Origin of the sequence: Nocardia gamkensis NBRC 108242 (genome assembly GCF_001612985.1) — a bacterium.
Taxonomy (GTDB): domain Bacteria; phylum Actinomycetota; class Actinomycetes; order Mycobacteriales; family Mycobacteriaceae; genus Nocardia; species Nocardia gamkensis.
Window position 1 is genome coordinate 40097 of sequence record NZ_BDBM01000023.1, and the last position, 19970, is coordinate 60066.

18 protein-coding genes are annotated in these 19970 nt (G+C 67.3%); 11 read left to right on the forward strand and 7 right to left on the reverse strand.

The genetic code is table 11. From position 1 onward, the window contains the following. The first annotated feature begins 41 nt into the window (after positions 1-41). The 3 genes from NG1_RS19995 (at position 42) to NG1_RS20005 (ending at position 3177) form a co-directional block, all read left to right on the forward strand. Positions 42-1148 (forward strand): glycoside hydrolase family 183 protein, encoded by a 1107-nt coding sequence (locus NG1_RS19995; protein ID WP_062972992.1) that lies wholly within the window; start codon positions 42-44, stop codon positions 1146-1148. Between the two features lie 96 nt (positions 1149-1244). Further along, on the forward strand, positions 1245-2453 hold the full coding sequence (locus tag NG1_RS20000) for an erythromycin esterase family protein (RefSeq protein ID WP_062972994.1): 1209 nt from the start codon (positions 1245-1247) through the stop codon (positions 2451-2453). A 49-nt stretch (positions 2454-2502) separates the two neighbouring features. Next, positions 2503-3177: a class I SAM-dependent methyltransferase gene (locus tag NG1_RS20005; protein ID WP_062972997.1), complete on the forward strand. Its 675-nt coding sequence runs from the start codon at positions 2503-2505 to the stop codon at positions 3175-3177. A gap of 4 nt (positions 3178-3181) precedes the next feature. Here NG1_RS20005 and NG1_RS20010 read toward each other — a convergent pair whose 3' ends face one another. Further along, positions 3182-3772, reverse strand: coding sequence for an alpha/beta hydrolase family protein (locus NG1_RS20010; RefSeq protein WP_062973127.1), 591 nt, complete (start codon positions 3770-3772; stop codon positions 3182-3184). A gap of 941 nt (positions 3773-4713) precedes the next feature. On the opposite strand from NG1_RS20010, the gene NG1_RS20015 reads away from it, so the two are divergent. The 3 genes from NG1_RS20015 to NG1_RS20025 all read left to right on the forward strand — a co-directional run bounded on the left by NG1_RS20015 (position 4714) and on the right by NG1_RS20025 (position 8613). Then, positions 4714-6549 carry an acyl-CoA dehydrogenase gene (locus NG1_RS20015; RefSeq protein ID WP_062972999.1) on the forward strand — a complete coding sequence of 612 codons (1836 nt, stop codon included), beginning with the start codon at positions 4714-4716 and terminating at the stop codon, positions 6547-6549. Positions 6550-6737: 188 nt separating this feature from the next. Further along, positions 6738-7490 (forward strand): helix-turn-helix domain-containing protein, encoded by a 753-nt coding sequence (locus NG1_RS20020; protein WP_062973129.1) that lies wholly within the window; start codon positions 6738-6740, stop codon positions 7488-7490. Between the two features lie 37 nt (positions 7491-7527). After that, positions 7528-8613 (forward strand): glycoside hydrolase family 183 protein, encoded by a 1086-nt coding sequence (locus NG1_RS20025; RefSeq protein ID WP_062973002.1) that lies wholly within the window; start codon positions 7528-7530, stop codon positions 8611-8613. 21 nt (positions 8614-8634) lie between these two features. Here NG1_RS20025 and NG1_RS36785 read toward each other — a convergent pair whose 3' ends face one another. The 4 genes from NG1_RS36785 to NG1_RS20045 form a co-directional block, all read right to left on the reverse strand. Next, on the reverse strand, positions 8635-9726 hold the full coding sequence (locus NG1_RS36785) for a hypothetical protein (protein WP_157114134.1): 1092 nt from the start codon (positions 9724-9726) through the stop codon (positions 8635-8637). A 58-nt stretch (positions 9727-9784) separates the two neighbouring features. Next, the gene (locus NG1_RS20035; protein ID WP_157114135.1) at positions 9785-10330 is read right to left on the reverse strand and encodes a hypothetical protein; all 546 of its coding nucleotides are present in this window, start codon (positions 10328-10330) and stop codon (positions 9785-9787) included. Between the two features lie 81 nt (positions 10331-10411). Further along, positions 10412-10621, reverse strand: a complete 210-nt coding sequence (locus NG1_RS20040) for a hypothetical protein (protein WP_062973006.1) — start codon at positions 10619-10621, stop codon at positions 10412-10414. Between the two features lie 258 nt (positions 10622-10879). Then, positions 10880-11230: a hypothetical protein gene (locus tag NG1_RS20045; RefSeq protein ID WP_245659965.1), complete on the reverse strand. Its 351-nt coding sequence runs from the start codon at positions 11228-11230 to the stop codon at positions 10880-10882. A 460-nt stretch (positions 11231-11690) separates the two neighbouring features. On the opposite strand from NG1_RS20045, the gene NG1_RS20050 reads away from it, so the two are divergent. Continuing rightward, positions 11691-12566 carry a helix-turn-helix domain-containing protein gene (locus NG1_RS20050; RefSeq protein ID WP_062973010.1) on the forward strand — a complete coding sequence of 292 codons (876 nt, stop codon included), beginning with the start codon at positions 11691-11693 and terminating at the stop codon, positions 12564-12566. After that, positions 12563-12769 carry a DUF397 domain-containing protein gene (locus tag NG1_RS20055; protein WP_062973012.1) on the forward strand — a complete coding sequence of 69 codons (207 nt, stop codon included), beginning with the start codon at positions 12563-12565 and terminating at the stop codon, positions 12767-12769. The genes NG1_RS20050 and NG1_RS20055 overlap by 4 nt, the downstream gene beginning before the upstream one ends. Positions 12770-12839: 70 nt before the next feature. Here the strand turns inward: NG1_RS20055 and NG1_RS20060 are convergent, their stop codons facing one another. Further along, positions 12840-14474: a VanW family protein gene (locus NG1_RS20060; protein WP_245659966.1), complete on the reverse strand. Its 1635-nt coding sequence runs from the start codon at positions 14472-14474 to the stop codon at positions 12840-12842. A gap of 579 nt (positions 14475-15053) precedes the next feature. Here NG1_RS20060 and gnd point away from each other — a divergent pair. Further along, on the forward strand, positions 15054-16082 hold the full coding sequence (gene gnd, locus NG1_RS20065) for a phosphogluconate dehydrogenase (NAD(+)-dependent, decarboxylating) (protein WP_062973131.1): 1029 nt from the start codon (positions 15054-15056) through the stop codon (positions 16080-16082). A 70-nt stretch (positions 16083-16152) separates the two neighbouring features. Here gnd and NG1_RS20070 read toward each other — a convergent pair whose 3' ends face one another. After that, positions 16153-17475, reverse strand: coding sequence for an acetyl-CoA C-acetyltransferase (locus NG1_RS20070; RefSeq protein ID WP_040870928.1), 1323 nt, complete (start codon positions 17473-17475; stop codon positions 16153-16155). Positions 17476-17684: 209 nt separating this feature from the next. Between NG1_RS20070 and NG1_RS20075 the strand changes: the two genes are divergently transcribed. Together NG1_RS20075 and NG1_RS20080 are read left to right on the forward strand one after the other, a co-directional pair. Then, positions 17685-19043, forward strand: coding sequence for a 3-oxoacyl-ACP reductase (locus NG1_RS20075; RefSeq protein WP_062973016.1), 1359 nt, complete (start codon positions 17685-17687; stop codon positions 19041-19043). Further along, a complete protein-coding gene (locus tag NG1_RS20080) occupies positions 19040-19930 on the forward strand; it encodes a MaoC family dehydratase (protein WP_245549141.1) in 891 nt (296 codons plus the stop codon). The genes NG1_RS20075 and NG1_RS20080 overlap by 4 nt, the downstream gene beginning before the upstream one ends. Positions 19931-19970 lie beyond the last annotated feature (40 nt).

The window sequence follows — 19970 nt, forward strand, 5'->3', positions numbered from 1 at the left end:
TTCGCACCGCTCTCGGGAAGAAACCGGAGGGCTCACAGACAGTGATCAAGACCGCATCCTTCCTACTCTCGGCGCTGGCGGGTGTCTCGGCCCTGCTCTTCACGGCGACCACCCCCGCCATCGCCAACCCGAACGCCATCAATCCGATTCCGGTACTCAACGGCACGACCGGATTGCCGAACCTGCTCGGCCGCACCAAAGCGGTGTTTCAGGTGACCGGCATGGCCAGCCCGAACAACACCCAGACCTATAACGTCCTCGGCACCGATCTCGGCATCATGTGGGACAACGGACACGGTGAAATGCTCACCGCGTTCGGCGACACCGCCGGCGTCGGCTTCCCGAATCTGCTCGCGGGCAGCATGTGGGCCTGGCGCAGCAATATCCTGCTGCGCAGCCACACCGCGAATCCGGCCGACGGCATCTTCTTCGACAGCGCGGTACGCGATATCTTCGGCCAGGCCCGCGATCTGATCCCGAGCCCGAAGATCCCGTTCCTGGAGATCAGCCGGATCCCCACCGCGGGCATCTCGGTCAACGGCGTGCAGTACATGAGCCTGATGTCGGTGCGGACCTGGGACGACGTCGGTCAGTGGAGCACCAATTTCTCCGGCCTCGCCACCTCCGGGGACAACGGCGAGAACTGGGCCGAACTGCCGGAAACGCGGCGCAACAACGAGGGCGGAAACGCCAACTTCCAGATGAACGCCTTCCTCGCCGACGGCGGATACATCTACGAATACGGCACCCGATCCGGGCGCAATCACACCGCTCACGTCGCTCGCGTACACGCGCAGGACATCGGGAACCTCGCCGAATACGAATATTGGGACGGCGGCGCCTGGCGAAAGAACGACGTGGACGCCGCCGCGCCGATCATGTGGGGTGTCGGCGAACTCTCGGTGATGTACAACGCCTATCTCGGGCAGTACATCTCGCTCACCACCGATCAATTCAACTCCGTGGTGATGCGGCGCGCGCCCGCACCGGCCGGCCCGTGGAGCGATCCCGAAGTGCTGATCGATACGCGCGAATTGCCCACCGCGTACGCACCCGCGATCTTCCCATACCAGACCGGGCGCGATCTGTACTTCCTGACGACGGTGCACAGCCAGTACAACGTCGTACTGATGCGCACGACGCTGTAGCTCGCGGACCGGCGATCCGGCGCGGGGCTTGACCTCAACAATGGTTCATGTATGAGGCTGCTTCGCGTTGGATCGTTCACATTTCCGGGAGGCATCATGCTCAGCACCACCGTCGACGTCCGCGCTTGGCTGCGCGACAACGCCGTCGCGATCGATAGCTCCGACCCCAGCTCCTCCGGTTCGGACCTCGACGCTCTGATCGCTCGGCTCGGCGCCGCCACGGTGGTGGGACTGGGCGAGTCCACGCGGTTCTCCCGGCAGACCTTCGGTGTGCGTGAGCGGTTGTTCCGCGGACTCGTCGAACGGCATGGCTTCCGCGCGTTGGCGATTCAGGACAGCGCGCGTTCCGGCGCGCGCTGGGACCGGTTCGTCACCGCGGGCGACGGCGATCCGGAAACGGTGCTCGCCGACGCCTGGCGCCCGTGGCGAACCGAGGAATCGGTGGCCGCACTGCGCTGGATCCGCGCGTGGAACCTGGCGCATCCGGAAGACCCGGTGCGGATCTTCGGCGTCGAACCGCCCCGCGCCGAGCCGAGCGACTACGACGCGGTGCTCGACTACGTGCGCCGTGCGGCTCCAGACCGGTTCGCCGCGATCGAGGCGCAACTCGCGCCGATCCGCACCGCCCATCAGGTCGATGAGCACGTTCAGCGCCACCAGGGCATCCACCCCGGCCGCCCGTTCGCCGAACACGCCGAAGACGCCCTCGCGCTGCTGGCCGGGTTGCCGGACACGAACGAGCGCGCCACCGCACTCGCCCATGCCCGTCTGATCCTCGACTTCCACCGGTCCAGCGTCGCGAGTCAAGGATTCGCCCGGGACGAACGGCCCTCGGCCGAGACGGTGCTGCGTCGGCAGCGCTCGACCGGTGCCAAGATCGTCTACTGGGACGGGCTCGCGCACACGACCAGCCTTCCGATCGTCTACGACACGGCCGAGTTCCGCGGTGCCGGAAGCCATTTGCGTGATCACCTGGGGGACGGATACGTGTCCGTCGGTATCGGGTTCCATCACGGCGACCTCGGTATGGCGGTGGCACCCGACCCGTCGCCGGACCTGGTCGATGCCGCACTGGGCGAGGTAGAGCTGCCCGCCTACTACCTGGACCTGGGCGCCGCCGCGCCGGAACCGGTGCGTGACTGGCTGACCGGCCCGGTGAAGCTGCGCACCATCAGCGGCGTCTACGACCCGGCCGCCGACGCCACCGCGAACATCCGGCTCTCCTCGCTCGCCGCCGCGTTCGACGTGCTGATCCACGTGCGCGAGACCACGCCGGTGCATTGGCTCTCGCAGGTATCGGACTGACTCGAGCAACCCTCGGGGGCGCGGGCCGCGCGGTCAATAGACTCGGAATATGGATGCGGCCGACTGGGATGAGCGCTACGCGCAAACGGAATTGGTCTGGGGCGCACCGCCGAACAACACCGTGGTGGAACACGTCTACGGGTTGGAACGCCGTGCACCGCTCCAGGCCGCCACACCCGAGGGGGAGGCGCCGGAGTTCCCCCGTGCCCTCGATCTGGCGTGCGGTGAGGGGCGCAACGCCCTCTGGCTCGCCACGCACGGCTGGCAGGTGCATGCCGTCGACTACTCCCAGGTTGGCATCGACAAAGGCCGCACCGTGGCCTCGCGCCTGTCCCGCTCGGTGCGCCACCGCATCAGCTGGCAGTGCGCCGACGTCACCGACCTGGACGAGGCGGAGATCACCGGGCCGTTCGAGCTGGTCTTGATGGTCTTCCTGCACTTGCCCGCCGAGCAGCGCGGCGCGCTGGTCCGCAAGGCGGCCGGCCTGCTGGCTCCGGAAGGCACCCTGCTCGTGCTCGGCCACGACACCACCAACATCACCGACGGCTGCGGTGGTCCGCAGGACCCTTCCATCCTCTTCACGCCCGACGACATCGTCGCCGACCTCGGTCCCATGGCGGCGGCAGGGCGAATTCGGGTGCGCATCGCCGACCGCGTCTACCGGCCGACCGAGACCGGCGACGCCATCGACGCCCTGGTCATCGCCACCCGGCCGGCCGACTAGGGGTTCAGGACCAGCGCTCCAGCCAGGGGGTCACGGTCTCGGCGATCAGGTCGAAGCCCGCGCGGAAGGCGTGCGGCTGGCCCGGGATCACGCGGACTTCGGCGGCGTCGGCGGGATCGGGTATCCCGAACGGATCGTTGGCGCCGTTGACGACCACCACTTCGATGTCACCCGGCGCGAGCAGCTCGTCCCGGCGCGAGTTCTCCGGTTTGCCGGGCGGATGCAGCGGGAACGACAACGCGAGCACGCCGCGGGCCCGCGCCGCGATCGCCGTCCTACAGGCGACCCGCGCCCCGTTGCTCCGCCCACCTTGGATCAGCGGAATGCGTTTGCGACCACGCAACCGAGCGACGACCTCGAGCCAAGCCTCGTCCTGCTTGACCGCCGACCCCGGCGCCCGTCGCCCAGCGACCCGATACGGCTGCACCACCCGCGCGACCCCACCCCCCAGCCGCAGCGCGGCATCCCGCACCGCGAGCAGATCCTTAGCCTCCACCCCACCGCCCGCCCCATGCGTGAGCAGCAGCAGGAACGCGGGCCTGCGCGGCTGTTCGAGCTCGACCTCGGCCGGCCCGGCACTCGTCTCGATCAGCATCGTGCTCATTCTGCCCCGCCGGTTCCTCGACACCAGGGAGGCTACGGCGTCACTCCCCGCGCCCGCCCCGACCGCCGCACAGTCCTGCGCACTGCCATGCCCTCCGGCCGGAACCCGAGAGCCCTCCCGTGAGCCGCCCAGCACGACCAGGACCGGCACGCGTCTCCCCGCACCGAAGCAACGGCACCATCGGTGGCGGAATCACAAACCACCGGACGGCTCGGCATCGCCCGAATGCGGAAAGCCCACAGCGCAGCGGCGCGGGCGCGCGGCGAACCATAAGCACAGCCTGGGCAGCCCCCGAGAGTCGAGAGATGTGCACCGCCTCGTTACTGCTGGCGGCGGACATCTCGTAGGCCACGAATGGGGACGAGGACACCGATCCAGCCGCCGGATCTGTGGGCCGGTCCGTTGGGGAGGGGCCACGGTCGGCTGTGGAGTTGCCGTTAACGGGGCATGCATGAGTGTGCTTGAAGCTGGAATGGGCTAGGCGGAGCGTCGACCGGGGGGCCGGACGTGGTGCACTTGGTCTCGCCACCCATGTCACGCGCACCGAATCCTTCCTTCTAATGCGCACGCGCCCGGCGCACCTCAACTCCCGGTTTCGAGCGAAGCGAGACCGAGCATGCGCCGTTCGCGGCCCGGCTCGCGTTTGCGCGGCCGTCGCGTAGGCGACGAAGGAGCAAGCGGCGGTCGCGCAAACGCGAGCCATAAGGGGGCCGCGAACACGCCGCGACGAAGTCGCGGCCATCAAACACTGTAAAACTCGTCACATTGCCTGCTCAGCTCTTTGCGCATTCATTACCGGCCGGTAATATGGCACATAAGTTACCCGCGAGTAGCATGCGGAAAACCGGCACGACTACCCCGGTGGAGCGAACAACGGGCGGGAACGGCAACCATACCGACCGCACCAACTCAACGGAGAGTGAGTACTGACAATGGGTCACTACAAGAGCAACGTCCGGGACCTGGAGTTCAACCTCTTCGAGGTCCTCGGCCTCGGGTCGATCCTGGACAGCGGCGCCTACGGCGATCTCGACACGGACACCGTGAAGGAGATGCTCAACGAGGTGCGTCGCCTGGCCGAGGGTCCACTCGGTGAATCGTTCGCCGACGCCGACCGCAACCCGCCGGTCTTCGATCCCGCGACCCACACCGTCGCGCTGCCCGAGTCCTTCAAGAAGAGTTACCGCACCCTGCAGGACGGCGGCTGGGACCGGCTGGGCATCGCCGAGGAGCTGGGCGGCCTGCCGATCCCGCGCGCGGCCTACTGGGCCGTCGCCGAGCTGATCCTGGGCGCGCAGCCCGCCGCCTTCATGTACGCCGCGGGCCCCGGCTTCGCGAACATCTTCTACAACAACGCCACCGAAGAGCAGAAGGGCTGGGCGAAGATCGCCGCCGAGCAGGGCTGGGGCGCCACCATGGTGCTGACCGAGCCCGACGCCGGTTCCGACGTCGGCGCGGGCCGGACCAAGGCGATCAAGCAGGAAGACGGCACCTGGCACATCGAGGGCGTCAAGCGGTTCATCACCTCCGCCGACTCCGACGACCTGTTCCCGAACATCATGCACCTGGTGCTGGCCCGCCCCGAGGGCGCCGGGCCGGGCACCAAGGGCCTGTCGCTGTTCTTCGTGCCGAAGTTCCACTTCGATCACGAGACCGGCGAGCTGGGCGAGCGCAACGGCGTCTTCGTCACCAATGTCGAGCACAAGATGGGCCTGAAGGTCTCGGCCACCTGTGAGGTCACCTTCGGCGGCCACGGCATCCCGGCCAAGGGTTGGCTGGTCGGCGAGGTGCACAACGGCATCGCGCAGATGTTCGAGGTCATCGAGCACGCTCGGATGATGGTGGGCACCAAGGCCATCGCGACCCTGTCGACCGGTTACCTGAACGCGCGGGACTACGCCAAGGAGCGGGTCCAGGGCGCCGACCTGACCAAGATGACCGACAAGGCCGCGCCCCGCGTGTCCATCACCCACCACCCGGACGTCCGTCGCTCGCTGGCCACCCAGAAGGCGTACGCCGAGGGCCTGCGCGCGGTGTACCTCTACACCGCCGCCCACCAGAACGCCGATGTGGCCCAGCTGGTTTCCGGCGCCGACGCGGATCTGGCCGCTCGGGTCAACGACCTGCTGCTGCCGATCGTCAAGGGCGTCGGCTCGGAGCGGGCCTACCAGTACCTGACCGAGTCGCTGCAGACCCTCGGTGGTTCCGGCTTCCTGCAGGACTACCCGATCGAGCAGTACATCCGCGACGCGAAGATCGACTCGCTCTACGAAGGCACCACCGCCATCCAGGCGCAGGACTTCTTCTTCCGCAAGATCGCCCGCGATCGTGGCGTCGCACTGGCCCACGTGGCCGGTCAGGTGCAGAAGTTCATCGACGCCGAGGCCGGCAACGGCCGCCTGAAGGGCGAGCGCAAGCTGCTGGCCACCGCGCTGGAGGACGTGCAGGCCATGGCCGCGACGCTCACCGGCCACCTGATGGGGGCCCAGGAGCAGCCGAGCGAGCTGTACAAGGTCGGCCTCGGTTCGGTGCGCTTCCTGCTCTCCGTCGGCGACCTGCTGATCGGCTGGCAGCTGCTGCGTCAGGCCGAGGTCGCCATCGCGGCCCTCGACAACGGCGCGACCGGCGCGGACGAGGCGTTCTACAACGGCAAGATCGCGGTCGCGCAGTTCTTCGCCCGCAACGTCCTGCCGGAGCTGACCGCCACCCGCGCGGTGCTGTCCAACCTGGACAACGACATCATGGAGCTGGACGAAGCCGCATTCTGACGCTCTGCGATGCGGCACGACGGCCCGGAGATCATCTCCGGGCCGTCGTCGTCTAGATTTGTCGTTTCGTGACGTTCGATCACCGCTCGACGCCGATCCTCTCCGGTAGATTGCGTGCTCCCGGGGGGCAGCAGGAACCTCCCTCTTCACACGGTTCGACACGAGAATTGTCGGCAGAGGTGCCCGAGGTGACGCGCAACGCAACTGGCATCGGCGCTTATCTGCGCGAACGACGCCTCGCCGCGGGGCTCCCGCCCGCCCATCTCGCCCAGCGCGCCGGCCTTACCGAAGCGGTGCTGGAGCAGGTCGAAACAGGTTCGGTGGCACCGGATCACGCCTTGCTCCAGCAGTTGTTCGACGCGCTCGAGGTGCCGATCTGGTACCGCAAGCACATCGTCGTGCTGACCTTGCCGAGCTTTTTCACGGCCGCCTACGGCCCCGGTCCCGACGCGCCGACTCCGGACGACCGTGCCGACCTGCACAGCCTCCCCGACCCGGCCTGTTACCAGCGGATGCCGACGCAGGATCTGGTGGAGGCCAACTCCGCCTACGAACGCGCCTTCCCGGGGGCGGTCGCCCGGGGAAACGTACTGGAGTGGATGTTCCTCGACGCGGCGGCTCGGCGGGTGATGGTGGAGTGGGCCGTGGAGGCGCACCTGCTCGTCGACGCCTTCCGCATCCTTTCCCCGCTCGCCCCGCGCGAGCGCGTGGAGCAGATCGCCGAACGCTGCCGCCGCTCCCCCGATTGGGACCGCATGTGGACCACCGAAGTGCGCGCCGCGGACATCCCCCGCCGCAGCTTGCAGGTGCGTGACCTCGCCACGCGCCGGATCCGCTCGATGAGCATGCGGGTCTACAGCCCCGAACTCCCGGAACGGCCGTGGTGGCTCTACCGGCTGGTGACGATCGGCCGAACGCGCGAAGCACACGCGGCGATGTAGGCGACAGCGGGGCGGCCGGCGGGCAGAATGACCCAGCATGACCCGATCGCTGTCCGCCCTCGCCCGAACCGGCGCCCTCGCCGCGATCCTCGCGCTGGCCGTGGCCGCGCCCGCCGGAGCCGACCCGAACAACGTCATCCCCATCCCGGCGCTCAACGGCATTCACGGCCTGCCCGAGCTGCCCGGACCGACCAAAGCTGTGTATCAGGTGACCGGCATGGACAGCCCGAATCGCACGCAGAGCGTCAACGTGCTCGGCACCGACCTCGGCATCATGTGGGACGACGGCAACGGCCGGATGATCACCGCCTTCGGCGACAGCGCCGGCATCGGCGTACCCAACCTCCTCGCGGGCAGCATCTGGGCCTGGACCAGCAACGTGCTGTTCCGCAGCTCCACACACGACCCTGCCGCGGGCATCGTCTTCGACGATGTGGTCCCGAACCCGTTGCCCAGCCCGAAGATTCCCGGCATCGAGATCAGCCTCATCCCCACGGCGGGCATCTCGGTGGGCGGAGTGCAGTACATGAGCATGATGTCGGTGCGCGAATGGGGTGATCACGGGAAGTGGCACACCAACTTCTCCACCCTGGCCTCCTCCGGTGACGGCGGCAGCACCTGGACGCAGCTCACCCACACGCGCCGCGCCAACGTCGACGGCCACGAGAACTTCCAGCAGAACGCCTTCCTGAAAGCGGGCGGCTACGTCTACCGCTACGGCACACCCGCGGGACGCAACAATCCCGGATTCGTCTCTCGCGCGAAGGAATCCGACATCGCGAATATCGATGCCTACGAATACTGGGACGGCAAGGAGTGGAAGCCCACCGACGCCAAGACCGCGGCCCCGATCGTCGGTGGCGTCGCCGAACTCTCGGTGATGTGGAACGAATACCTCGGTCAGTACGTCATGCTGACCACCGACCCGGCCAACAGCGTCGTCCTGCGCACCGCGCCCGCTCCCGAAGGGCCGTGGAGCGAACCCCGCGTCCTCATCGACGCCCGTTCCCTTCCCACCGCCTACGCACCCATGATCTTCCCTTACCAGACCGGCCGCGATCTCTACTTCCTGGTCACCCAGCACACCCAGTACAACGTTCTGCTGATGCGAACGCCGTTGTGAAAAGGCGAATCCGGCCTTCAATCACCGGTCACGGGTGATTCCCCGGCTGCGTTCTTGCCCTTGTCCAGTACCCCCACGCAGAACGCCCGGTGCATGACCAGGCGGCTCCCGCACTGCGGCTGACGGTGGCTGCGCTTGCCCGAGCCCGAGAAGCTTCACCACTTCCGGGCGAACTCCTTGGGCTTGCAATCGCGCCAGTTCTTCCGCGCGTTCCTTGTTGTCGGCCGCCTCGCGGGCAATTCGGGCTTCTTCGCGCGCTTTCTCCTCCGCCGTGCGGGCGTCGGCTGCTGCACGCTCCGGGCTGGCAGCGTCGGCCGCCTCTCGGGCCGCCCGTTCCCGAGTGTCGGCGGCTTCCCGTTCCTGGAGCTGACTTGGCACCGGGAATTCCAGCGCTACCCGATCGGCAGCTGCCCGTTCGACCTGCGCGCGTTCGGCGGCCTCCCTGGCTCGTTGGCCTGCCTCGGCCCTCCCGCGAACGGCTGCGTTACGGAATCGTTCTATTTCCCTGAACCGGTTGGCAGTGTCCCTGGCCCGGTTCTCGGTTCTCTCGATGGCGTGCTGTTGCGCCCGCGCCTTATCGCCCACCCCCGGCAGTTCCATCGTCTTTCCCGGAGTCAGCGTCTCGCCCAGGCCGATGGCCCGCACCGCCATTTCTCTCGATACTTCGACATGCTGGAACTTATCCTTGAGATCGCGTGCCATTTCCTCGATCAGAGTACGGATTTCCGGTGCGATCAATTCTCCCTTGACGGTCACCCACCGCCCGGATTGGTATATACCTTTCTCCAGGAGGTACCGGTGTGCGGCGAGCTGGTCGCGTGCCTTGCCGTCGACCCGGCCGCTCTTGTATTCGGAGAATTCTTTCTCGCCGCCGAGAACGCGCGCCTGATCGAGCTTCACATACTTACTGCCAGGCAAGTCTTCCCGATGTTCCCGAACCCATCCGCTTTCTCGGGTCTCGCCACGGATCTGAGCCATTCCCCGATGGAAATATTCACCCCTGGTGTTGTTATTTCTGCCGCGTTGACGGTCGGCCGCGTCCTGCCGCAATCGCGCGGCACGCTGGGCGTCCTGCCGCAATCGTTCGGCACGCTTGTCGGCGTCGTCGGACATGACTCCGCCACCCCCCCGTGAGGTGTAGTTGTCAAATGAAACGTCGGGCGGCAGGCGGTCAAGCCGCAGCGTGGGGCGCGGGCGGCTTTCCGGCGGCTGTCCACTCCCGAACGTGTTCGGCAAGTTCGCCCGTCACCACCGCAAACAAGCCGTCGTCGGCGACCGTTACCGCCAGATACACCGGATTCACCACGATATCGGTATATCCGAAATGCAGCGACGGGCCGATCCGGTCATACAGGACCGAGCCGTTTCCCGGAATATTGATCCACCCGGCACCAGCGCAGCGAACGAACAATTCTCCGAGGAAACGGATCAATTGATCAGCCGCATCTTGGTTTTCGGTAGCGACGAGCGTTTCCGTATCAGGGAAAACCTCGGGCAGTTGATCGCAGATCCGATACAGCAAGGGCGGCTCCCACCACGGACACAGCGACAACTCCGGGTGTACATCCGGAAGCGTTTCGGTAAGAAATTTCCGTATCTGCGATTCCATGCATTGCGGCGCGATCCACTCCGCCCACTCCCGCCGCTGCCGCACCAGATCTTCGTCCACCTCGATCTCCACACCGAGGTCCATCATCATCTGCTCGTCATTCCCCACGGCCACTCCTTTACGTGATGGTCCGAACAGGTCAGTCTCGCGCCTGCACGGTCACAAGGGCAAGCGGAGATGGCTGTCGCATCATCGCTCGACATACAGCCGCTCCCCCGGCAACCTCGGCAAGCGGTCGGGGACGCCACCGCTCACATGCACGCCGTCCGTGTGGCGGCGTACACCTTCGTCCTGGACGAAGATCAAGGCCGCAGTGAGACATGCCGCGTAGTGCAACTGGTAGCCGCGCAGCTGCACTATCAGGTGCACGTCAGGTTCGTCCGGCAGCGGGGATGCCATCACATGCCCCGATCCCGAAAATACCGGTAGTCGTCACCCGAAACGATCACGGCCGCTACCCGCGTCGAGCACTCCAACGGGTCGCAATCCTCATGCATCATGAGCGCTTGAACGGCCGCTTTCCGGCTCGACACAGGCCACGCCGGATTGTAGTGCCCCCAACGTCTATAGAACTCAGCTAAACCCACCCGGGCGCCATATCCGCCGGACCTGCCGCCCTGTAGCAGCGTCAACACAGGTCGACCAGCGGGTACACCATCAGGCATACGTCATCACCCGCCGACGCCGCGCGGTCTTCTCGGCTCGGACCGCGCGGATAGCTTCCACGATCACGTGACCAGAAGGACGAACGTGGCTGTCGGGGCGCACTATCCACGCGCGGAACTTCGTCCCGACGTCAGCGGGGCTGGGTAGGCCGATCGTTCCGCCCTCACGCGCAATGGACACATCCAACCGAAACATCTCAGCGAACAACGGAATCTCATCCGGCAGGTCCGGCCGGATGATGAACGTCCACCTTTTCGACCGTGGATGCGACAGGATCGGACCGAGCTTGTACCCCTGGTTCTGCATCCACACCTTCACCGCCTGCCCCAGCACAGCGGGCATGGTGATCGCCCACACCGACCCGCAACGGGCCACGATCCGGCCCACATGAGGCGGGTCGACCGTCGCGGGTAGGTCACACACGTTCCGGTAGTAGTGGCATCGAGACAGCGGCGTGTCCCCAAACGCTATGTGGCCCATCAAGACCTCTGCTCGTATCGGATGAATAGTGGGTGCGCCCCGGAACCGAGGTCTGGGCGCACCACCCGGCAACGGTCGCTCCTGAACCGCGCCGGATGCCTCACTCGCACAGGTCAATTGCGAAGGGCTTTCCCGGTTCCGGGCGCGGCACCAGTAGACACCCGAAACGCGCAAGTGGACGGACCATTTGGACGCGCCATCGGAATTCGTCCATTCCCCCAGCAACCCGTCCGCGCTGGCGGCACAATGTCACCCAGCATCACTCGACAGACCATCCATGAAATCGACCAGATGCCATCCACGAACCGGGGGACACAACCACATGGGGAAGATTCCGAGCACCATCCCGCGCCGTCAGCTGGGCAGGCGTCTCCGCGAAATCAGGCTCGAAGCGGGGCTCTCCATCCAAGACGCCGCCCGGCTGATCGAACGAGGCGCGGGCACGCTCCAGCGCCTGGAGAGGGGCGAGGCCAACCGCGTCCGAATGCTCGATATCCAGGCGCTCTGCCAGATCTACGACCGGCTGGACATGCTGGACGCACTGCTGGAGCTGGCGAAAGTGGCCGCGAGCGGTGACGGCGAGGACGGCTTGTGGTGGAACGAGTACGGCCATGCGATTCGCGCGGACTTCGAGCTGTACGTGAGCCTGGAGGCATCGGCGTCGAAGCTGACCGTCTATCGGCCCGACATCATCTCCGGCCTGTTTCAGACGCCGGACTATGCGCGGATGCTCGACATGCTGTACTTCCCCGACGCCTCGATAGAAGACCTCGACCAGCGCGTGAGCGTGCGGCTGAAAAGGCAACGGGTCATCACCAGACGACGCAACCCGATCGACGCCGACCTGCTGCTCGATGAGAACGTGCTCCGCCGAGTTGTCGGCAATCCTGATGTCATGTCGGGGGCAATGCGTCATCTCGCGGACTTGCCCGCCAACGTGACGGTGCAAATACTGCCGTTCTCACGGGGATTCCCGCTGGGAGTCGCTTGCGGGCCTTTTGTCGTGCTCGACTTCGACCGAGCGACTGGCGAGCCGCCTACGGTGTACGTGGAGGGATACCGGGGCAACATGTACTACGACATGGTCGAGGCGGTCACCCAATATCGGAACACATTTCAAACCCTGCAACGGGTAGCGTTGTCCCCGGCAGACAGCAAACAGATGCTTCGGCGGATGGCTAGGGAGTACGAGCAGTGAAGGCTGATCTTACTGGCGCTAGGTGGTACAAGAGCAGCCACAGCGGCGGCGGCAATGATTGTGTAGAGGTTGCGCATCTCGACGGCGGCATGGTCGGCGTGCGTGATAGCAAGAACCCGACCGGCCCGGCACTGGTCTTCGCTCCGCACGAGTGGGACGCATTCAGCACAGGCATTGCCGAAGGCGAGTTCGAGCGCCCGTAGACGACACCGGAAAGCCCGCCCTCCTTCGAGTGTGGCGGGCTGTTTCCGCCGTGCGTTCCGGTCTGATCCCTCACTCGCACTTGACGACCGGAACAGGGTCGTACTTCACCGTGCGGGTCTTGCGGGATACTTCGCGGCCGGTTTTGCGATCGGTGATGACGCGGGTGTCGGAGATCGTGAAGCCGGGAGCGCCCTCGGTGGCGATGCAGTCCTTGCCTTTCGGCAAGGTGACGGTGGTGGGTTCGGTCGGCTTGGTCTTCTCACCCGTGATGGATTCGACGTCGACCGTCTTGGTCCCCCACAGGCGGACGGTGATGTCGGAGTCGGTCGCGAACGTCTCGATGTAGATGCCGGTTTGGGTGTTGTTGCGGAATTTCAGGTCGATCGCGCCGTCGAAGACGGTGGCTTCGCGGGCGGCGGGGTAACGGGAGATGTAGTAGCTGTGCTCGGTGTGGCCCGCGTCCTCGAGACCGGCGAAATACGCCGCGTTGTAGAGCGTGGTGGCGAACTGGCTGATGCCGCCGCCGACCGCGGTGCTCGGACGGCCGTGGTCGATGATGCCGGATTCGACATATCCCTCGGCGGTACCGCGCGGGCCGGTGAAATCGTTGAGCGAGAACGTGTCTCCCGGCTTCACGATCGCGCCGTCGACCTTCCTGGCCACGGTGCGGATATTGACGCCGGAGGGACCGCTGAACCCGCTGGTGGTGAACGATCCGACGGTCTCGATCACGCCGAGGCCCTGCGCGGCCTCGGTGGTCAGTTTCGGTTCGATCCGCTCGTAGACCACCTGCGCGGTCCGCTCGCCCGGTGCGGTCAGCAGCGCGGTGAACTGTTCGAAGGTCTTCGGCCAGTTGATCTTGTCTCCGACCACGGCGGGTACGACCGACGGCTTGCCGCCCGACACCGCGAACGTCGCGTCCTTCGGCTCGACTTCGGTGGTGACCAGCTGCGGCGCGAGCAGACCGATCGCGGCGTCCTGATTCACCGAGACGGCGAGACCGCCCTGCCCGTCCGGCCCGAAGGCCAGGACGGACGCGATCTGCTGGGGATCGAGCCGCCCCGCACCACCTTTACCCGCGAACGCGATCGGCGTCCGCACAGCGGGCTGAGCGATCTCGCGCAGGGCTTTGTCCACCGCTTCCGGACGCACCTGCAACGGCGCGGGGACAACCGGCAGGTCCACCGTAGTCCCGGTGATCCACCGGTCGGCCAATTCCGTACGCGCGGCGGCGATGTCGAGGACCCGACCCGGGACAGGAGGCACCGCGACGGGTACGGCCTTGTCGAAGGTGATGGTGCCGTCGACCGAGGCCCGGTCGTGCACCCGCAACTCGGTGAGCTGACGATCCAGCGCCGGTTCGTCGATCGCGCTGACGATCGACACCTCGCGCGTGGTGAAGACGGAGGCGAGCCGGGTGAACGGGTTGAGCGGCTGCGAGCCGATCCGCGACCAGGTGGCGTCCCAGTCGACGGCCAGTCCGGCGGCGCTCGGCACGATGCGGGTCTGCACGTCGCCGATGCGCAGCGGCAGCTCCCTGGCCGCCCTCGGGTCGAGTTCGGCGCGCAAGCGGGCGTCGGCGGCGGAGGTGTCCATGCCGCCCACGTCGACACCCGCGACGACGGTGCCGCGCGGTACCTCGCCCGAGGAAAGCATCAGGTCGACCACGTAGCCGAGCCCCGCGACCGCCAATACGGCGCCCACCGCGATACCCACCCGGCGCACGAGCGCGCTGTCCAAGCGCTTCGGCGGCGGGGTGGAGATCGGACGACGCGCGGACGCACGGCGGGGTGCCGGGGGCGCGGGCCGGCGCGGGGTAGTTTGCAGGGGCTGCGTGGGCTGCGCGTCGCCGCTCCATGCGACCGACCGGTCCGATTCCGGAGGTCGCTCCGCCCCGAGGAGCTGGCGCCATCCGACTTCGCCACCAGGATGTGGGCCGCGTCCTCCGGTGCTCGGCTGGCTCGTCACGAACCGTCCTCCCCGTTCGATTGAATTGTGGACCCGCACCGATGCGAGTCCCCATCACGATAGTGGTCCTGCCGAGGGCGATCGGCACAGCACGGACATAGCGCACATCCCGCGCAAAGAACCGGGTACACCACACAAAGAGGCACCGCGCAGTTGCCGGGTCGGGGGTCTGGCAACTGCGCGGAGCCGACCTGTTTATCGGACCGTCGCGGGCGGCGTTACACCCGCGAGCCCGACCGTGATCGATCCCACGCGGGAGAATCGAACAGGACGATCCCGCCGCAACACTTCGCATACGCAAGGGAGATGGATGGCATGCAGCTGGGAATGATCGGCCTCGGCCGGATGGGCGCGAACATCGTGCGCCGTGTCGTCGAGGACGGGCACACCGCGGTCGGATACGAACGGCGCTCCGCCCACATCGACGAACTGCGCGCGGAGCTCGGTGACGGCTTCCGGGGCAGCACCGATCTCACCGAGTTCGTGGGCATGCTGGAGACCCCGCGCGTGGTCTGGGTGATGATCCCGGCCGGCGCCACCGGGGCGGTGATCGAACAGGTCGCCGAACTGCTCGAGCCGGGCGACATCGTCATCGACGGCGGCAACAGCCGCTACCACGAGGACCTCGAGCGCGCCGCGAAGCTGCGGCCCAAGGGCATCCACTACGTGGACATCGGCACCTCGGGTGGGGTGTTCGGCCGCACCCGCGGCTTCTGCCTGATGATCGGCGGCGAGTCCGAGCCGGTGAAGCACCTGGACCCGCTGCTGAAATCCATCGCGCCGGGCGTCGGGGCTGCGGAGCGGACACCGGGACGCACCGGCGAACCGTCCACCGCCGAACTCGGTTACCTGCACTGCGGGCCGGTGGGGGCGGGTCACTTCGTGAAGATGGTGCACAACGGCATCGAGTACGGGGCGATGGCCGCCTACGCCGAAGGATTGAACGTGCTGCGGCGAGCCAACTACGGGGCCGAGCACTCGGGCGAGTTCTCCGCGGAGGAGACGCCGCTGGAGCATCCCGAGTACTACCAGTACGACCTCGACGTGCCGGAGATCACCGAGGTGTGGCGGCGCGGGTCGGTGGTCGCGTCCTGGTTGCTCGATCTCACCGCCGCCGCACTGCACGCGGACCCGAACCTGGATTCCTACAGCGGCCGGGTGTCCGATTCCGGCGAGGGCCGCTGGACGATCGATGCCGCCATCGACACCGGCGTGCCCGTGCCCGTGCTGTCGTCCGCCTTGTTCGCGCGATTCTCTTCGCGGGGAGAAGCGCTGTACGCGGACAAAGTGCTCTCGGCGATGCGCAAAGCCTTCGGCGGGCATCTCGAACTGCCCGGCGAGTAGGCGAAACGCGAAGGTGGTCCGGCCGGAAATCCGATCGGACCACCTTCGTAGTGTGCGCCTACGCCCGCGGTCAGCGCTCCAGGATGGCGACCACGCCCTGGCCGCCCGCGGCGCAGATGGAGATCAGCGCGCGGCCGGAGCCCTTCTCGGCCAGCATTTTCGCGGTGGAGGCGACGATACGGCCGCCGGTCGCGGCGAAGGGGTGACCCGCGGCCAGCGACGAGCCGTTGACGTTGAGCTTGCTGCGATCGATCGACCCGAGCGCGCCGTCGAGGCCGAGGCGCTCCTTGCAGTAGGCGTCGGACTCCCACGCGGCCAGGGTGGCCAGCACCACCGAGGCGAACGCCTCGTGGATCTCGTAGTAGTCGAAGTCCTGCAGGGTCAGGCCGTTGCGGGCGAGCAGGCGCGGCACCGCGTAGGTCGGCGCCATCAGCAGGCCGTCGGGGCCGTGGATGTAGTCGACCGCGGCGACCTCGCTGTCGACCAGGTGGGCCAGCACGGGCAGCTTGTGCTCGGCGGCCCACTCCTCGCTGGACAGCAGCACCGCGGAGGCGCCGTCGGTCAGCGGGGTGGAGTTGCCAGCGGTCATGGTCGCGTCGCCCGCCTTGACGCCGAAGACCGGCTTCAGCGTCGCCAGCTTCTCGATCGAGGAGTTCGGGCGCAGGTTGTCGTCCCTGGTGAGGCCGAGGAACGGCGTGATCAGGTCGTCGAAGAAACCGCGGTCGTAGGCCGCCGCCATGTTCTTGTGCGACAGGTAGGCCAGCTCGTCCTGCGCCTCGCGCGGGACACCGAACTCCTTGGCGGTGATAGCGGCGTGCTCACCCATGGACAAGCCGGTGCGCGGCTCGGCGTTGCGCGGGATCTCGATGCCGAGCATGCTCGGGCGCAGCTGGCCGACCAGCTTGAGGCGGTCCTTGCCGGTCTTGGCGCGGTTGGCGTCGAGCATCCACTCGCGCATGCCCTCGCTCACCCCGATCGGAGCGTCGGAGGTGGTGTCGGTGCCGCCGCCGACACCGGCTTCGATCCGGCCCGCGGCGATCGCGTCACCGACGGTGACGATCGCCTGGAGTCCGGTGCCGCAGGCCAGTTGCAGGTCGTGCGCCGGGGTGTACGGGCTCAGCTTGCTGCCGAGCACGCTCTCCCGGATCAGGCCGTGCTCGCCGACCCGCTTCAGCACGGCGCCGCCGACGACCATGCCGAGCCGCTCGCCCTGCAGGCCGAAACGGCTGACCAGCCCGTCCAGCGCGGCGGTGAACATGTCCTGGTTGGAGGCGCGGGCGTACGCCTTGTCGGAGCGAGCGAACGGAATCCGGTTGCCACCCACGATCGCGACCGGACGGGTGGTCTTACCGGTCTTGGCGGTGCTCTTCGCCGAACGGGCTTTGCTAGTCACTCGAGTCTCCAAGGTCTCGTGGATGGATGTCCCGGCGGCCCGGTCGAGCGCGGACATTCCGCACTGCTCGGCGCCCCGTCGCGGTTGTTTACATTAAACTTACTCTGGAGTAAGTTTAATGTCGATACGTACCCCCGCAAAAGTGGCGCAGCAAACCATGCCGGGGCGACCCCAGACCCGAGAGACAGAACTCAGAAAAGGTAGGAATAGTGGCAGCCAGCAAGAGCAAGGGTGCTCCCAACCTCTATGGATCGTTCGTACACTCCGCACCTGGCGCGTTCCTGGCCAGCAAGCTCGGCCTTCCGAAGCCGGAGACACTGCGCCGCTACGCCGAGGGCGAGCCGCCGCTGTCGGGCCCGGTGCTGATCGGCGGTAAGGGCCGGGTCGCCGAGCCGGTGCGAGCCCTGCTGTCGGACTACGACTTCGCCGACGCGCTGACCCAGGGCACCAAGTACGGCGCCCTGGTGTTCGACGCCACCGGCATCGGTTCCATCGAGGACCTCTCCCAGCTGTTCGAGTTCTTCCAGCCCGCCCTGCGCAGCCTCACCGCGTCCGGGCGCATCGTGGTCATCGGCACCACGCCCGAACTGGCGGGCGGCGTGGACGAGCAGATCGCGCAGCGCGCGCTGGAGGGCTTCACCCGCTCGGTGGCCAAGGAATTGCTGCGCGGCTCGACCGCTCAGCTGGTCTACCTGCACCCCGAGGCGTCCGCCGCGGCGACCGGCCTGGAATCGACCCTGCGCTTCCTGCTCTCGGCGAAGTCGGCGTTCGTCGACGGCCAGGTCATCCGGGTCGGCAAGGACGACGCGAGCGCACCCGCCGATTGGGACCGCCCGCTGGCCGGCAAGGTCGCCGTGGTGACCGGTGCGGCGCGCGGCATCGGCGCGACCATCGCCGAGGTGTTCGCCCGCGATGGGGCCCAGGTGATCGTGGCCGACATCCCGGCCGCGGGCGAGGCGCTGTCGCAGACCGCGAACAAGGTGGGCGGCACCGCGCTCGCGCTCGACGTGACCGCGCCCGACGCGGCGGAGAAGCTGGCCGAATTCGCCACCGAGCGGTTCGGCGGCATCGACATCATCGTGCACAACGCGGGCATCACCAGGGACAAGCTGCTGGCGAACATGGACGAGGGCCGCTGGAACTCGGTCATCAACGTGAATCTCGCCGCGCCGCACCGGATCACCGAGGGCCTGGTGGCCAGGGGCGCGCTGAAGGAGGGCGGCCGCGTGATCGACGTGTCCTCGATCGCGGGCATCGCGGGCAACCGCGGCCAGACCAACTACGGCGCCTCCAAGGCGGGTGTCATCGGCATGGTGAACGCCGAGGCGCCGAAGCTGGCGGAGAAGAACATCACCATCAACGCCGTCGCGCCCGGTTTCATCGAGACCGCGATGACCGCCGCCATCCCGTTGGCCACCCGGGAAGCGGGACGACTGATGAGCTCGCTGCTGCAGGGCGGCCAGACCGTCGACGTCGCCGAGACCATCGCCTACTTCGCGAGCCCGGCGTCGAACGCGGTGACCGGCAACGTCGTCCGGGTCTGCGGGCAGAGCCTGATCGGAGCATGATGACCCAGGCTCCGGCAGGCAAGGAGAAGACCCAGGTGATCAGCCTCACCGAACCGCCGAAGAACAGCCGCCTGTTCGTCAAGGCGGCGCTCGGCGCGGTGCCGCTGCTGTCGGCGCGCAAGCCGGCGCTGCCGGACCGGGCGGTTCAGCTCGACGGGCTGCGGGTGGACCCCGATCACCTGGCCGCCTACTGCCGCGCGACCGGTTTGCGGTTCGGCGACGCGCTGCCGCTGACCTATCCGTTCATCCTCACCTTCCCGCTCGCCATGCAGCTGGTGGTGGCACGCGACTTCCCGTTCGTCGCGGTGGGCGCGGTGCACGCGCAGAACGTCATCGAGCGGACCCGGGACATCTCGGTGAGCGAGCCACTGGACATCCGCACGCACATCGAGAACCTGCGCGAGCACCCGAAGGGCCTGCTCGTGGACGCGATCAGCGATGTGAAGGTGGGTCGCGAGCTGGTGTGGCACCAGGTCACCACGTTCCTGCACCAGCAGCGCACCTCGTTGTCGGGCGGTCCGAAGCAAGAGCCGAAGCCGGACGAGGTTCCGCCGCCTCCGCTGCGCACGCTGCGGGTGGATCAGAAGACGATCACCCGGTACGCGGCCGCGTCCGGTGACCACAACCCGATCCACACCTCTGCGTTGGGCGCCAAGGCGTTCGGCTTCCCCCGGTCGATCGCTCATGGCATGTGGTCGGCGGCGACCGTGCTCGGCGCGGTCGAGGGCCGCATTCCGGAGCAGACCACGTACTCGGTCAAGTTCGGTAAGCCGATTCTGCTGCCCTCCACCGTCAACCTGTATGCCGATCAGGCCGAAGGCGGTTGGGACCTGGCGCTGCGCCATCCGAAGAAGGGATACCCGCATCTGACGGCGACCCTGCGCTGAACAAGCCGGAGCCGCATTCCGATTCGCGTGAATCGGAATG

What these genes read in the sequence shown, in the direction of transcription:
- NG1_RS20000 (WP_062972994.1), top strand. Translation starts at nt 1,245, where the DNA reads ATGCTCAGCACCACCGTCGACGTCCGCGCTTGGCTGCGCGACAACGCC.
- NG1_RS20005 (WP_062972997.1), top strand. Translation starts at nt 2,503, where the DNA reads ATGGATGCGGCCGACTGGGATGAGCGCTACGCGCAAACGGAATTGGTC.
- NG1_RS20010 (WP_062973127.1), bottom strand. Translation starts at nt 3,772, where the DNA reads ATGCTGATCGAGACGAGTGCCGGGCCGGCCGAGGTCGAGCTCGAACAG.
- NG1_RS20015 (WP_062972999.1), top strand. Translation starts at nt 4,714, where the DNA reads ATGGGTCACTACAAGAGCAACGTCCGGGACCTGGAGTTCAACCTCTTC.
- NG1_RS20025 (WP_062973002.1), top strand. Translation starts at nt 7,528, where the DNA reads ATGACCCGATCGCTGTCCGCCCTCGCCCGAACCGGCGCCCTCGCCGCG.
- NG1_RS36785 (WP_157114134.1), bottom strand. Translation starts at nt 9,726, where the DNA reads ATGTCCGACGACGCCGACAAGCGTGCCGAACGATTGCGGCAGGACGCC.
- NG1_RS20040 (WP_062973006.1), bottom strand. Translation starts at nt 10,621, where the DNA reads ATGGCATCCCCGCTGCCGGACGAACCTGACGTGCACCTGATAGTGCAG.
- NG1_RS20045 (WP_245659965.1), bottom strand. Translation starts at nt 11,230, where the DNA reads ATGCCCGCTGTGCTGGGGCAGGCGGTGAAGGTGTGGATGCAGAACCAG.
- NG1_RS20050 (WP_062973010.1), top strand. Translation starts at nt 11,691, where the DNA reads ATGGGGAAGATTCCGAGCACCATCCCGCGCCGTCAGCTGGGCAGGCGT.
- gnd (WP_062973131.1), top strand. Translation starts at nt 15,054, where the DNA reads ATGCAGCTGGGAATGATCGGCCTCGGCCGGATGGGCGCGAACATCGTG.
- NG1_RS20080 (WP_245549141.1), top strand. Translation starts at nt 19,040, where the DNA reads ATGATGACCCAGGCTCCGGCAGGCAAGGAGAAGACCCAGGTGATCAGC.